We start from the raw sequence: 14,654 nt of genomic DNA, 5'->3' as shown, positions 1-14,654 counted from the left end.
GATGCCCTACAATCACGCAATGCTCACGATCCGGCGCCTGCCCGACAAGCTGATCGACCAGATCGCTGCGGGTGAGGTGGTCGAGAGGCCGGCATCGATCGTCAAAGAGCTGATCGAAAACTCCATCGACGCCGGAGCCGCCTCGGTCGCGATTCGGTTGGACGACGGCGGTAAGGCCAGGATCCGGGTCGAGGACGACGGCTCCGGGATGAGTGCCGAGGACGCGCGTCTGGCTTTCGATCGCCACGCGACCAGCAAGATCGCCGAGTTCGAAGACCTGCTCGAGGTCGGCACGCTCGGCTTTCGCGGTGAGGCGTTGGCGTCGATAGCCTCGGTGGCACGGGTCGAGCTCGTGACGGCCGCAGACCAGGGAGAGGGCTTCAAGGTCAGGGTGGAGGCGAGCGAAGAGGTCCTCGCCGAGCCCTCGGCACGCTCCAGGGGAACGACGGTCGAGGTCTCGTCGCTCTTCTACAATGTGCCGGCGCGCAGGAAGTTCCTGAAGGCGGCCTCGACCGAGACCCGGCGGGTCGTCGAGGTCGTTCAGGGCTACGCTCTGGCTCGACCCGAGGTGCGCTTCCAGCTCGAGACGGCCCGGCGGAAGCTGCTCGAGGCTCTACCGGCAGGTGAGGGTCCGGCGGGGCTGGAGCGCCGGATCGGTCAGGTCTTCGGCAAGCAGGTCGGAGGTGACCTCTCGCCGATCGACTTCCAAAGCTCCCGCTGCGCGATTTCGGGGTTCGTGGGCGGTTCGGAGACCACGCGCGGCCGGCGCTACTTCTCCTACGTCAACGGGCGCCTACTGCGGGACAAATCGATCCTGTCTTCCTTCTATCGAGCCGTCAGGGATGTCTGGAAGGCGGATCAGTTTCCGGCCCTGTTCCTGTTTCTGGATCTGCCCGCACGGGCGGTGGATGTGAACGTTCATCCGCAGAAAGCCGAAGTCCGGTTCCGAGACGGTGAAGTTGTCGGAGATGTGTATCGCGCGGTGCGGCGCGCCCTTGAAGGGGGGCTCGGCGAGCTCGGAGCACCGGCACAGGCTCTGGGCGCGCCGGCCTCGGGACAGCTTGCCTGGCAGGGACTCGGCGGGCGCTCGCTGGCAAGGCCCGGCGGGCCGCTCGATGGCGACGAGGTGCGCGAGCCACGGGACTCTTCGGCGGGCCTGGCACACGCGGTCTACACGCCGATCGAGCCAGCAACCGTGCCTTTGAGTGGCCGCAGCGGAGAACGGCGGCCGTTTCGTATTCTCGGACAGTACAAGGCCACGCTCTTGCTGCTCGAGGGCCCGGATGGGCTCTACCTGATCGACCAGCATGTGGCCCACGAGAGGATTCTCTATGAGCGGCTGCGAGCCGAGTTGGCGCGCGAGGCCCCCAAGAGCCAGCCTCTTCTCGAGCCTGTGCTGCTCGATGGCTCGCCCGCCGAAGCCGCTCGGATCGAGGAGCTGGCACCGGAGCTCGAGGAAGCAGGCTTCGCCATGTCGTTCCTATCGGGCGGTACGGCGGCGATCTCGGCCGTGCCGGTGGTGCTCTCGGGAAAACAGGCGGAGAGGCTACTGCACGCGCTGGCGGCCGCCGATGGAGCGGGAACCAGCGTTCGTGAGCGCTTGCTCGACTCCTTGGCGGCCTCCATGGCGTGCAGACGGGCGGTCAAGATGCACGAGCCGCTGTCGCCGGACGAGATGGAGGCCATGGTGGCCGAGCTCTTCGCGACCGCGAATCCCTATGCTTGTCCACACGGTCGGCCGACCATTCTCAAGATGAGCGACGCCGATCTGGAGAGTCGGTTCGGAAGACGGTAGGGGACTGTCAGATGTTTTCGAGGTCAAAGAACCCGTTGCGCGAGCTCGAGCGGCGCATCGGCCGCCGTTTCCGTCGGCGGCAGCTCCTGGACCGGGCACTCACGCACCGCTCCTACGCTAACGAGAAGGAGCTGGAGTCCAACTACGAAAGGCTCGAGTTTCTGGGGGACACCGTCTTGGCGCTGGCAACGGCGGAATGGCTGTTCTCCGAGCATCCGGAGGTGTCAGAAGGGAAGCTGTCGGCCTACAAGAGCCGGTTGGTGTCGGAGCCGATCTTGGCGGAGTTCGCCCGCGAGCTGGGCCTGGGTGAATTCGTTCGGCTCGGCGTCGGAGAGGAGCGCTCGGGGGGGCGCAACAAGAACTCGATCCTCTCCGACGTGGTCGAATCCGTGATCGGCGCCGTGTTCCTGGATGGCGGTTGGAAGCCGGCTCGACGACTGGTGCGGCAGATGCTCGATGGCTCGGCCGGAGAGTCGAATGAGACCGAGCTCAAGGACCCCAAGGGAAGGCTTCAGGAATTCCTTCAAGCTCGGGGACAGGGACTGCCCAACTACAGGCTGGTGCACGAGCACGGCCCGGACCACGCCAAGGTTTTCGTGATCGACTGTCTGGTGGGCGGCGAGGTTCTCGGATCCGCGAAAGGGCGCTCCAAGAAGCGCGCCGAGCAGCTCGCGGCGGCCGCGGCCCTGGAACAGCTTCACCGGAAGTGACCCCGGGCTTCTACTGGCAGGTCTTGTAGCCCAGCGCCGAGTCGTTGCGGCATTTCAGGTCACCGAAACACTGGCTGTTCTTGGTGCACTTGCCCTGTCCCTCCCCGCACGGTCCGCATTTCTTGCAGAATCTCTTGTGGCCGGGAGGGAGGTGGCAGCCGGCGGCGAAGTAGTCGGGATCGTAGAGTTGCCAGAAGCCTGAAAGATCGTCCTCGCGCAGCTGGGCACCACGTCCGTCGGCGTGGGTAATGGCTCTCATCGTGGCGTCGTCGAGCACTTCGCTCGAGGAGCACTTTGGACTGTTGTCGTCGCCACAGGCGTGCCGGAGTCCCAGGGCATGCAAGACCTCGTGGATCGCCACCTCCGCGAACTTGTTGCGGGCTGTGTCCCGGTCGAACGGAGAACCGCCACGGTAAAAACAGGCCGTGTTCGCGTTGAAGTTGACGAAACCGGAAACCGCGCCGAAGACGTCGCTGCCCTTCCATTGGCTGGTCGGGTTGACGAATCGGCAGGAGCCGCCGGTTGCCAGGACGCCGCCGATCTCATCGCCGGGGCCCCCGGAGCAGACGAAGTCATCCCTGATGGCCAGAGCGTCGTTGAAAACGAAGATGTTGTCCTCGACGCACTGATTGGCGCGGTCCGGGACCTTGCTGGTGGAAAACGTGCCCTTGAGCTTCAGGTTGACCAGGCCGTTGCGGGAGTTCGTGCTGTTCGGGGTGTTGTTGAGCACCTTGAACACCTTCTTGAGCTCTTTCTTGCCCTTGCCGGGTACTCCCGCCTGGCCGCTTCTGTGACGGCTCCAAGTCACCCTTTCATTCCTGTGGAACTCGTCCCACAGAATGTACGCGGGCTCCCTGACCGTGAAGGGTGCGCCTGTATGGGCTCTGGACTCATCGGCCAGCGCGACGAAGTAGTCGGCTTCCGCCCTATCTCCCGCTACTGTGGATCGAATCCAGCCCATGAAACGGTCGGCGTCGCGTCCGACGCGAAACGAGGGAGTCACCGAGTCCAAGGGCTCGGGGAGACTGCGGACGAAAACCGGCGCCCCTTCGCTCTTTGACTCTCGAAACACGCCGAGCGCGAAGTGAAGCACGTGAAACGACCCATCGTCATTCGGTCTCAGGAACAGAAGAGCCCGGCTTCCGGGCACGAACTCGGGGGCTCCGAAGAACTCGAGCTCGACTCCAAGCTCTTCGGAGTAGCCGCCCGGCACCTTTACCGTGAGGTAGGAGCCGTCGATGGTGCCCTTGGCAAGGTCCCGAATCAGCATCGTGTACTCGGTGGAGATCAGCTTGCCGCGGGTCACGACGCCGGACCCCACCACTTCGACGCGAGCGATCACCTCGGCCTGCTTCGTCAAGCCGAAGTCGCTCACGTGCACGTAGGTGAGCGCCTGCAGGTTACCCACGGTGGCGGTTGCCGCGAGTGTCAGAAGAAGGCAGGTACGAGCTGTCATTGGTCGCCTCCCGGGCGGGTGGTTCGATCTCGAACTCTCAACCGATAGGCTGATGCTACCGCGTCACGACCTTTTCGCGAGGTGCGGTCTTGGAGTTCTTGCCCATGCATGAGCCACGCCCGGTGGCTGCGGCCTGGAACGGCTTTGAGCGCCCAAACCGGATTCCGCGAGAAAGGAAAACCGGCGAGGCCGAAGGCCCCACCGGTGGAGATCGGTCGATTCGGATCGACGGAACTAGTTGTTGGGCCACTGCGCCCAGTTGGAGCAGTGACTCGCCACGTCGCGACCCAGAAGGTCACGCAACGTGCCGCCGTAGATGGCGTTCATGACCGCACGAGGCTTGGCGAAAAGAAAGCCGTCCTTGATTCCAATGCTGCCGAAATGGGCAGCACTGAAACCATGGCCAACCTCGTGAATGGCCACCGTTGGCAGATCGAAAATCCGAGGCCCACTGGGCTGGGGCCCCTCGAGCCCGTTGTCGGCCCACTCGAAGTCATCGTTGTAGTAGATCTCGCGAAACGCGACGTCGAACTTGCCGTTGCCGTCGATGTCGGTCAGGTTGCCGTCGGCGTCGGCCCAGAAGAGCGTGAAGGTAACGCCCAACACGTTTGGATTGGCTGCGAAGTACGGAAAGGCAGCGCCGTCGTAGAAACCCACCTGAGTCAGGTCTGCCTCCCAGATCTCGAAGATGTTACCGGTCTGGAAGAAGAGCTCGACCACGCCCGGAAGCTCCGGTGTCGTCGCGTTCTGGCTGAGCATCGGATCGGCGCATTGCTCGTCGTCCCAGGTGGCTATCGATTCGTACATCCAGAAGTTCTGATCCGTGAGATTGACGTCGGCCGAGAGGTTGTCGCCAACGGCGCCCTTGACTCCGAACGTCACATCGGACGCTCCGCCATTGAAATCGGCTCTACGCGGATCTCCATAGACGAAATCGTGCGAGAGCTGGCCGTTGCCGAGGTCCTGTCGGAACCATTCGACGCGGCCTGGCTCGCCGCTGAGCGGATCGGTGATCGTCTCGGCCATCCCGAGAACCGCGGTGTGATCGCTGTAGTCCTGGGCAACGGCCGGGACGGTCAGCAGGGCGAGGACGGCGGCCAGGGCCAGGCCCGTCAGGTTTCTGAGATTCATGCTTCTTCCTCCTCATTAGTGCGCGGCTTCAGCGCGCGTTTTTGTTAGGTCCGCCAGGTCTGAGCGTCCCCCCGCTCAAGCCTCGGTCGGACGAAAGCCTCTGACTGTCAACGTCCGTAAACGAAAGAGAGTCGGCGCAATCTATTGAAGCAGATCCGCCGATGCAAATGCAGAGGTTTGCATACATTGTGCCGTTCGAAAAAACGGCCAGTCTGGCGCGGATTCTGCGGCCAACGCGGCGAAACCGGCGCAGGCACCCCCCTCATTTCCGGAACTACGACGAGAATCTCCGGAACAATTTGCCTAGAGACCACGTCCTACTTGCGAGGAGTGCTTGAAATCCCTGCATTCATCGTGCTTTGCGTCGATCGCCGCCCCAACCGAGGCAGTTGTGCCTCACACCAGCTCAAGGAGGATGAAGATGCCCCGACCTCGCCCCCGCAACACGCCCCAAAATCGGATTACCCGGTTCTTTCTGTGGTGCTCCGGCTCCGACATGCGCCTCCTCGAGGAAGTTCCGAGGTCCGAGACCGTCAAGCAGGTCGGCTACGGCACGCTCGTGGTTGTACCCGCGGTGCTGGCTCTGTTCGCGATGTCGTATGCCCTGTCGACGCTTACCGACAACTGGGCGGTCTATCTCGGGGGCGGCTTCGTGTGGTCGGTGATTGTCTTCTGCTTCGACCGCTTCATTGTCTCGACGTTTCGGAAGTCGCGGTCGATAGTCAGCGACATCACCTCGACGGTCTTCCTGAGCCGGCTGGTGTTCGCGGCGTTCGTTGGCGTGCTGGTCGCCCATCCGCTGGTGATGCTGTACTTCAGTGACTCGATCGAAGAGCTGCTGGCGGCCGACGGACGGAGCAAGGTGGCCCAGATCGAGTCCGGTTACGCGGTCCAGCAGAAGGAGTTGGAAAGCCGGGTGGCCCTCCTCAAGGCGGAGATACGGGAGCGGGAGCGCGAGCGGAACGAGTATCAGGCCAGGCTCGTCGACGAGATCGATGGCGTGATCAGCGGTCGGACCACCGGCATTCCCGGGCGGGGCGCGTCGGCTGAGGAGAAGAAGCTACAGCTTCAGGTGGCTCAGACCGAGCTGGACGCCGCTCGGGACCGCAACCTGGGCGAGATCTCGGCTCTGGAGACGAGGATCTGGGAGATCCGCGCCGAACGCGCCACCGATCGCGCCGGCTTCGTCCAACCCACGGACTATCTGGCCCGCGCCGGTGCTCTCGAGGCGCTGGCCTCGGGGTCACCCCACGTCAACACCGTGCGATGGTTCTTGATTTTGTTTTTCGTCTTTGTCGATACCTTGCCGATCTTGTTCAAGGGCTTCACACCTCGAGGCCCCTATGACGACCGGCTTCAACTGGCGGAGTTCAAATCCGAGCGCTCGGCCCAAGCCGAGCGCGACAGCCTGGAGCGGGTGCTCTATCCCCACATGGTGATCTCGCGCGAGAACCGGTTCATGTCCAACCAGAACTACAAGGGCGTGCGCGACTATGCCGAACGCTACCGTAGCTTTCTGGACGAGCTCGCGCGTCATCAGGAGGAATTCCTGAGCGAATGGCAGCGCCAGCAAGAGGTCTTGGCACGCCTCGACGACGAAGATCTGCGCCGGACCCAGTTGAGCTATATGGAGCAGCTCCGTTCGAGTAGCGCCGAGGTGGTCAACAAGGCGGTCGAGCAGTTCCGTCGGTCGCTCTCTTTCGACAGTCGGCGCAACGAGGGCGAGGCGGAAGCGACCTAGCCCGATCTCCTCAGCAAGTCCTCTTTGCAGGCTCTCCTCGGTTCTCGCGCGAACCCGGGGCAGGGTATAGCGTAATGAGTATTGGGCAACGGGGGGCGCCAGCCCGTGGGGTATGGCTGTGAAGCGAATCGGCAAGAGCGAAGCCAAGCCGGAGCGGGACTATTCGGCGGGTGTGAGATCGCGCGACCTGCCCGGCCTGTGGCGACGAGACTGGCACCGCGCCTATGCGATTCTCACCAGGGATCACGCCGAAGAAGAGGAACCAAGGGGCTGGTTCAGCCGCACCTGGTATCGAGGCAAGACGCTCTTCTTGGAGCTCTCCTACAAGCTCTCACCGCCGCGCCGGGCTCGACCCCGACTGGGTGCGTCACTGGTCTGCCATGTCATTCTGAGCGTCAGCGAAGAATCCCGGTAGGTAGGAGCGGACCGAGATGTCCGTACTGCCTCGCCGAAATCCTTCGCTTCGCTCAGGATGCCAAGCGGGTGGTTGCGGGTGCTGGGCGGCTCTGCGTCGCCTTCACTGATCCGCCACGTCATTCTGAGCGAGAGCGAAGAATCCCGCGAGTTGGGCCGACGGGGTCACTCGCGCTTCAGGTCGGGATTCCTCGCTCTGCTCGGAATGACCAAGGGCCGGAGGGCAAGAAGCTCCGAAAACCGGTCGGAGGGGACACGAAGGAATCGTGTCCCCGATTCCCGTAGAATCCGCCTTCGACCTCAGGGAGAACCATGACCGAGATCAGAAACCTCAGCCGGCACGTGGACCAGGAAGTCACCATTCGCGGCTGGCTGGCCAACAAGCGCTCAAGCGGCAAGATCGCTTTTGCCCAAGTCCGCGACGGCAGCGGCGTCGTACAAGTGGTGGCGAGTCGCTCGGATGTCGACGAGAGAAGCTGGGAAGCGATCCAGGAGGCCGTGCAGGAGTCCACCGTGCGTCTGGTGGGGAAGGTGAACGAGGACGCCCGTGCGCCCGGCGGGTACGAGATCCATGCAACCGAGTTCGAGCTCCTGGCCCTTTCCGAAGAGTTCCCGATCTCGCCGAAGGAGCACGGGGTCGCGTTCTTGATGGAGCATCGCCACCTCTGGCTCCGATCGAGCAAGCAGCGAGCGGCATTGAGGATCCGCAGCGAGGTCAGCCAGGCGATTCGGGACTACTTTTACGACGGCGGCTATACCCTCATCGACTCACCGATCCTGACGCCGGCGGCCTGCGAGGGGACTTCGACGCTGTTCGAGACCGACTATTTCGGAGATAAGGCCTATCTCAGTCAGTCCGGACAGCTCTACCTCGAGCCGGCGATCGCCGCCTTGGGCAAGGTCTATTGTTTCGGCCCGACTTTCCGGGCGGAGAAGTCGAAGACGCGACGCCACCTGATGGAGTTCTGGATGGTCGAGCCGGAAGTCGCGTTTATGGAATTCGATGGTGTTTGCCTGTTGGCGGAGGATTTCCTCTGCAGCCTGGTCGCCCGCGTGCTCGACCGTTGCGCCGAGGACCTCGAGGTGCTGGAGCGGGACACGGCCAGCCTGGAGGCGGTTCAGAAGCCCTTCCCGCATATCAGTTACGACGAGGCGATCGAGCGTCTGCAGAAGAAGGGCAACGAGATCGCCTGGGGAGATGACTTCGGTGGCGACGACGAGACCCAGATCACGGCCGATTTCGATCGGCCTCTGATGATCAGCCGGTTCCCGACCAAGATCAAGGCGTTCTACATGGAACCGGATCCGAACAACGCCGAGGTCGTTCTGGGGCTGGATATCATCGCGCCGGAGGGCTACGGCGAGATCATCGGTGGCAGCCAGAGGATCCACGACCTCGAACTGCTCGAGCGCCGGCTCGCCGAGCACGAGCTGCCCCGCGAGGCCTTCGAGTGGTACCTCGACGTCCGCAAATACGGCACCTGCCCGCACAGCGGCTTCGGTATGGGGATCGAGAGATTCGTGGCCTGGATGTCGGGCGTCAAGCACCTCCGCGAGACGATCCCGTACCCGCGCATGCTCAACAAGATCTACCCGTAGAGAAGTCTGAGCGGCTCGGCGTCGCCGAGGACACCTCGATCCAGACTACCGATTGAGGCCGCCGGTGTCGCCCCTCCGCGAGCGAAGAGAGGCTCGCTCCGAGGCGCACACGGCTGGCCTTCAGCAGCGGATCGCCGGAGTCGTTGTAGCGGCCAATCCCCGCTTACCCTACGAGCGAAGCGAACGGCGTCGGCCGACTACGCGCCCGCGCGCAGTGAGCCCAGCATCTCGTCGAAGGAAGAGCGGTTGGCTTCTACGGTGTCGCGCGGGCCGGTGAACTTGAAGAACCAGTTGGCGTCGGCTCCCTCGGCCACGGCACCCAGCAGCATGTAGCCGGGCAGGCTCTGCCCGGCCTGACCCATCATCGGACCGCCGCTCTGGTAGGTCCCGGAGACCTCGACCCGGAGAACTTCAATGGCACCGACGGTCACTTGTTCGGTTTTCATCCGCTCCGTCGAGGCCGATCCGTCCGGTTGGGTGAACTGATTGGCCCAGCGAACCGCGTTACCCATCGCGTCGCCACCCTGGCCAGGCCCGAAATAGAACACCACGCACTCGCCGTCGCCACCCGGGCCGGGTACCCGAAACTGGGCCCGCCGCATGGTGTTGGCGGGGGTCTCGGCGGCCCAGGACTCGGGAGCATCCCAGGTAAGCCCGCTGGCGCCGGTGCCTGCGCCGGGGTCCACCGGCGCGATCATCTGGTCCTGTCGTTGAGCCAACGGCGGATGCCCCTCGGGAAGCTCTGCGTCGGGGGCGATCGGACCCGCAGTTGTCACGTCGGCGGTGTTCGCGGTCTTCTCGCCCTTGTCGGCGCATCCTGATACCAGCAGCGCACTGAGAAGTGCGCCGAGTATGTAGGTCGATCTCTTGTTCATCTGATGCCCTCTCTGTCGGAACTAACTCGAGTTGACATCACCCGAGCGGGCAGAGTTTAACGTCAAAAAGGTACTTTCGCAGTAGGCTCCGGATCGAGTATGAAGTCCGATGACTCCCGAGGAGCCACTGCGGTTCTGCTGTCGATCTTCTTCCTCTCCGGTGTTGCCGCACTGGTCTACGAGGTTCTCTGGCTCAAGGAGCTAGGGCGGCTGTTCGGCGTGACCGCTTACGCCGCCGCCACCACTCTGGCGGTGTTCTTTCTCGGGCTGGCGGCTGGCGGATTCGTCTGGGGCCGCCGCGTCGCGAGCCTGCGCCGGCCGTTGCGCACCTACGCCCTGCTCGAGGTCGGCATCGCGGCGGCGGCGGTTCTCTACTTCTGGATCGCCGATCTTTACCACTGGCTTTATCCCGGGCTGTTCGCTCTACTGGGCGAGCAACCGCGGCTCTTTCTGGCGGCGAAGTTCTTGCTCGCGGTGGGTGTTCTCTTTCTGCCGGCCTTTTTCATGGGCGGCACGTTGCCGGTGATGGGACAGCATCTGATCCGGCGTGCCGACCAGTTGGGTCGCCGGGCCACGATTCTTTACGCCGTCAACACTCTGGGCGCCGCGGTGGGGGCCCTGGCGGCCGGCTTCTTTCTGCCACCGGCGCTGGGGTTCAGAAACTCGTACCTGCTGGCGATCGGCGCCAATCTGTTTGTCGCCGCGGTGGCCTGGTGGCGGAGCACTGAGGACTCGTATGCGGCAGCACCGCGAGCCCGGCAAGAAACCGTCGCCGGCGACGCCGTGACTGCCACCACTCAGTCCTGGCAGGTCTGGACGCTGGCGGCTGCCTCCGGCTTTTTGACATTGGCGCTCGAGGTGCTGTGGACGCGGATGTTCGCCCAGGTGCTGCAAAACTCGGTCTACACGTTCGCCGCCATTCTGAGCGTCTTCCTTCTGGCGCTGGCGCTGGGATCGGCGCTGGCCCACTGGCTCTGCCGGCGAGACTGGTCCCCGACGGCGGTCCTCGCCTCTCTGTTGACGATCTCCGGGCTTCTGGTCGCACTGACCCTGCTGCGCTTTCACCAACTGACCTCGGGCCTCGAGCTGGTGGGTGCCGGCCTCGGCTGGGGACGCTATCTGGTGGCGGTGTTCATCACCACGGTCTCGGTTCTGCTGCTGCCGGGGATCGCCATCGGCAGTGTCTTTCCCTACGTCATGAAGCTGGCGGAGGCGCGGATGGTGAGCGCCGGACGGACCCTGGGTCAGCTGGCCGCCATCAACACTCTGGCGGCGATCTGCGGCTCACTGGTGGCGGGTTTCTTCCTGCTCGACAGTCTTGGCCTGTGGAGGAGTCTCGAGTGGGTAGCGCTCGCCTATTGCGCTCTGGCGGTTGTCGTCGCCATCGGTCAGGGGGACGGCCGGGGGCGCCGAGTCGTGGTGGCGCGCCTCGCCGTGCCGCTTCTGTCAGCCCTTCTGGTGGCGGCCCTGGTCGACGTCGACGAGCTCACCCTCGTCAGTTTGGACGCGGCTCGCAACGAGGAGATCGTCGAGGTGCAGGAGGGGGCCCACGGGGTCGTCTCGGTGGTCAGGCGAGGCGACGACTTGAGGATCAAAGTCGACAACTCGTATCTGCTGGGCACCAGCCTCTCGACCCCGAATCTGAGATTGCAGTCGTGGATCCCGCTGGCGCTTCACCCGCGACCGAGAAACGTTTTCTATCTCGGTATGGGTACCGGAATCACCGCGGGCGGAGCGCTCTTCCTGCCGGTCGAGAGAGTGGTCGTCTCGGAGCTCAACCCGGATGTGGTGGAGCTGTCGCGCCGTCACTTCGCAGCCTTTCTGGGGGGCTGTTCGAAGATCCGCGAGCGGAGGTCGTGGAGGAGGACGGGAGAACCCTGCTTGCAGGCAGCCGCGAGCAGTTCGACGTAGTCATCGCCGACATCTTTCTGACCTATCGTGCCGGCGTCGGCAGTCTCTACACCCGGGAGCACTTTGAGGCCGTGCGCTCGCGACTTGCTCCCGGAGGCTTGTTCGCCCAGTGGCTACCGGCCTTCGAGCTCTCGCAGCGTGAGTTCGGGGTTATCGCTCGCGCCATGCTCGAGGTATTTCCACAAGTGACGCTCTGGAGACGCGGATTCTCGCCCCAGTTTCCGGTCTATGCGCTGATCGGCAGCGAAAGCACCGATGCCCTGGATCTCTCCGTTTTCAAGCGCAACCTCAGCAGGCTGGAGCGCCCAGACCTTCTGCCCTCCGAGGTGTGGATCCGGAACATCCCTTTGGCTGCCTACGCCGGCAACCTCGGCCCGATCCGCGACGCCTTCGCGGACTACCCGCTGTCGACCGACGATCGACCTCTGATCGAGTACCTCTCACCGAGGACTCACCGCGACAGCCGAGGGTCGCAAGGCTCGAGTGTCCTGGCCTGGCGCGAGCTGGCCGACTTCTGCGCTCGCCTTCTGGCTCTGCAACCGCCCCGGAGCGATCCGTTCCTGGCCACCGTCGGCAGAGGTGAGTTGGCTCAGGTCCCGGCGGGACTGGCTTTCTACCGTTACGAGACCTATCGCCGCCTGGGCCTGGAGAGAGAGTCCCAGCGGGCGATCATCGAGTATCGGCAATTGATCCACCGTAGCGCCGAATCAGGTTCCGACTAGTCGGTCGGCCAGAGACTCAGGTATCTGAGCCTGTAGTATTCGCGCCATGGGTTCACGCCCCTCCGCCGACGAGGCCCGACGACTCTGGAGGCGCCGGATCCTCCAGCTTCTTTCTCCCCGAACTCGAACCTGGGTTCTGACGGTACCGCTGCACCTCCTGGCTTTCGTGATTCTGTATTTCGCCACGGCGCGGATCATGGAAACGGAGATCCGTTCGCTCGCCGGCGATGCCGCCAGCGATCGTCTGGAGCGAGTCGAGCGAGAGCTGAACGAGATCGCGGTCGCCCATGTGGGAACCGCCGAGGGTGGGCACGTATTTCATGCCCTCCTGCTGTCGCAGCGCGATATCAATTTGCAACTGTTTCTGCCCGGCGGCTCGTTCGTCGGTTCCCAGGTGAAGCTTTCCGAGCAGAATCATCGCGAGATCATTGACTTCTTCCGTGGCGACGAGACCCGCCTCGTGTGGTTGAGTGATCGCGGCGGCGAACAGCGCCTGCGCGGCCTGCGGCGCATCGAGGCAGGTCCGTCATGCATCCCTTGCCACGAACGCGGAGAAACTCTCGCCGTCGCCACCATGAGTATGGATCTGACCCGGATCGTTGGCCGGCTGCGTTCGCACTCTCGTCGCAATCTAGGCATCCTGATCATCGCCTGGGGCACGCTTCTCGGAGCGATCAACATTCTGGTCAAGAAGTCCGTCGAGCGTTCGGCTGCACGGTTGGAGGCAAGCTTGGCAGCGGCCGAGGCGGGCGAGCCGGAGAGTGCCGACAGCAGCCAACTGGTTCTCGATCACGCCACCGACAGGTTGCATCGGGCTCTGAACCACTTTCTCGATCGCCAGCGCCGCCGCCAGGCCGAGGTGGCGGAGCGTCTCGAGCACAGCGATCAGCTCGCCTCTCTCGGCCAATTGGCGGCCGGACTCGCCCACGAGATCAAGAACCCGCTGGCCGGAATCCAGGGGGCGATCGAGATCCTGCGCGAGGACAACCACGAGCAGCGTACCGGGATGTTGTACGACGACATGTTGGGGGAGCTGAAGCGGGTCAATACCACTCTCCAGCTCCTGCTCGAGTCGGCGCGGCCGTCGCCGCCGCAACTGGCAATGACGGATCCGGAGGTCCTGATCAAGGAGACCGTCTATCTCTTGCGACCCGGGCTCAGCAGGCGCGGCGTAGCGCTGCGCTACGAGATCGCTCCCGACACCGGACAGGTGCGGGTCGACTCTGCCAAGATCCGCCAGGTGTTGATCAATCTGATCCAGAATGCCGCCGAAGCAATGGATGAAGGTGGCAGCATCGTCCTGCGCGCCGGCAAATTCCCGGAGGCCGAGGGCGGTCTGATTCTGGCGGTCGAGGATGACGGCCCCGGGATCTCGGAAGAGCAGCAGGAGAAAATCTTCGAGCCCTTCTTTACCACCAAGTTCTCCGGCACCGGCCTGGGCCTGGCGATAGCGCACCGGCTGGTCGAGCAGCACGGCGGCTCGCTGGAGCTGGACTCGGAGCCCGGCCGGGGCTCGACCTTCTATGTTCTACTGCCGGCTGCGGTCCCTGTGCCACCACCGGCGGACGCGAGCGAGCCTTCGAGTGGGGAGTAACCGATGGCGCTGATTCTCCTGGTTGAAGACGAGAAGCTCCTGCGCTGGGCGCTTTCCGAACAGCTCAAGCGCGCCGGCCACGGTGTCCATGACGCCGCCAACCTGGTCGAGGCCGCTAGCCATCTCGAGCAACATCAGCCGGACGTCATGCTGCTCGATCTGTCGCTGCCCGACGGCCACGGCCTCGACTTCTATGAGTCCCACCGCTCTCGCCTGAAGGACACCCCGACGATCGTCATGACGGCGGTGGGTGAGGTGGAAGACGCGGTGCGCGCGATGAAGCTGGGCGTGCTGGATTTCTTGAGCAAACCGGTGGATCAGGGCGACCTGCTCGCACTGATCGAACGCTCGGTCTCGGTGCGTAGCGATCGGCTCGAGGTGGAGGCCGCACGGCAGACCCGCGAGCGGAATCTCAAGGTCGAGCTGGTGGTCGAATCGGACGCCTTTCAGCAGATCCTGCAGATTATCGAGGAGGTGGCGCGCTCCGACATCGACACCATCCTTCTACAGGGCGAGAGCGGAACCGGCAAGAATGTTCTCGCCCGCCACATCCACGCGATCTCGGCGCGACGCGCGAAGCCGCTGCTCGAGGTGAGCTGCGCCGCGATTCCCGACACTCTGCTCGAGAGCGAGCTGTTGGGGCACGAGCGCGGCGCCTTCACCGATGCCAAGGGCACCCGCAAGGGTGCCTTCGAGTTGGCCGATG

Annotated in this window: 11 protein-coding genes; 8 read left to right on the top strand and 3 right to left on the bottom strand. The window is 63.9% G+C overall.

What is annotated here, in order from left to right:
* Position 1 precedes the first annotated feature (1 nt).
* Both mutL and rnc read left to right on the top strand, forming a co-directional pair.
* Positions 2-1,795 (top strand): DNA mismatch repair endonuclease MutL, encoded by a 1,794-nt coding sequence (mutL, locus tag GY769_05110; protein MCP4201297.1) that lies wholly within the window; start codon positions 2-4, stop codon positions 1,793-1,795.
* Positions 1,796-1,806: 11 nt separating this feature from the next.
* Complete coding sequence (rnc, locus tag GY769_05105; GenBank protein ID MCP4201296.1) at positions 1,807-2,505, top strand: ribonuclease III; 699 nt, start codon at positions 1,807-1,809, stop codon at positions 2,503-2,505.
* Between the two features lie 10 nt (positions 2,506-2,515).
* Here rnc and GY769_05100 read toward each other — a convergent pair whose 3' ends face one another.
* Both GY769_05100 and GY769_05095 read right to left on the bottom strand, forming a co-directional pair.
* Positions 2,516-3,961 carry a hypothetical protein gene (locus GY769_05100; GenBank protein ID MCP4201295.1) on the bottom strand — a complete coding sequence of 482 codons (1,446 nt, stop codon included), beginning with the start codon at positions 3,959-3,961 and terminating at the stop codon, positions 2,516-2,518.
* Positions 3,962-4,195: 234 nt separating this feature from the next.
* Positions 4,196-5,092 carry a hypothetical protein gene (locus GY769_05095; GenBank protein MCP4201294.1) on the bottom strand — a complete coding sequence of 299 codons (897 nt, stop codon included), beginning with the start codon at positions 5,090-5,092 and terminating at the stop codon, positions 4,196-4,198.
* Between the two features lie 421 nt (positions 5,093-5,513).
* Between GY769_05095 and GY769_05090 the strand changes: the two genes are divergently transcribed.
* The 3 genes from GY769_05090 to asnS all read left to right on the top strand — a co-directional run bounded on the left by GY769_05090 (position 5,514) and on the right by asnS (position 8,846).
* Positions 5,514-6,833, top strand: coding sequence for a DUF4407 domain-containing protein (locus GY769_05090; protein MCP4201293.1), 1,320 nt, complete (start codon positions 5,514-5,516; stop codon positions 6,831-6,833).
* 112 nt (positions 6,834-6,945) lie between these two features.
* Positions 6,946-7,248, top strand: a complete 303-nt coding sequence (locus tag GY769_05085) for a hypothetical protein (GenBank protein ID MCP4201292.1) — start codon at positions 6,946-6,948, stop codon at positions 7,246-7,248.
* Between the two features lie 311 nt (positions 7,249-7,559).
* The gene (asnS, locus tag GY769_05080) at positions 7,560-8,846 is read left to right on the top strand and encodes an asparagine--tRNA ligase (GenBank protein ID MCP4201291.1); all 1,287 of its coding nucleotides are present in this window, start codon (positions 7,560-7,562) and stop codon (positions 8,844-8,846) included.
* 197 nt (positions 8,847-9,043) lie between these two features.
* Here the strand turns inward: asnS and GY769_05075 are convergent, their stop codons facing one another.
* Positions 9,044-9,721: a hypothetical protein gene (locus tag GY769_05075; protein ID MCP4201290.1), complete on the bottom strand. Its 678-nt coding sequence runs from the start codon at positions 9,719-9,721 to the stop codon at positions 9,044-9,046.
* A 1,655-nt stretch (positions 9,722-11,376) separates the two neighbouring features.
* Between GY769_05075 and GY769_05070 the strand changes: the two genes are divergently transcribed.
* From GY769_05070 to GY769_05060, 3 genes are all read left to right on the top strand, one after another.
* Complete coding sequence (locus GY769_05070) at positions 11,377-12,354, top strand: hypothetical protein (protein ID MCP4201289.1); 978 nt, start codon at positions 11,377-11,379, stop codon at positions 12,352-12,354.
* Positions 12,355-12,400: 46 nt separating this feature from the next.
* Positions 12,401-13,948, top strand: coding sequence for a hypothetical protein (locus GY769_05065; GenBank protein ID MCP4201288.1), 1,548 nt, complete (start codon positions 12,401-12,403; stop codon positions 13,946-13,948).
* A gap of 3 nt (positions 13,949-13,951) precedes the next feature.
* On the top strand, positions 13,952-14,654 hold a 703-nt coding region (locus GY769_05060; protein ID MCP4201287.1), incomplete at its 3' end, for a sigma-54-dependent Fis family transcriptional regulator.

This window comes from bacterium (assembly GCA_024224155.1).
GTDB lineage: Bacteria > Acidobacteriota > Thermoanaerobaculia > Multivoradales > JAHEKO01 > CALZIK01.
The sequence above is the reverse complement of the archived record's forward strand: the minus strand, read 5'-3'. Positions and strand labels throughout refer to the sequence as shown.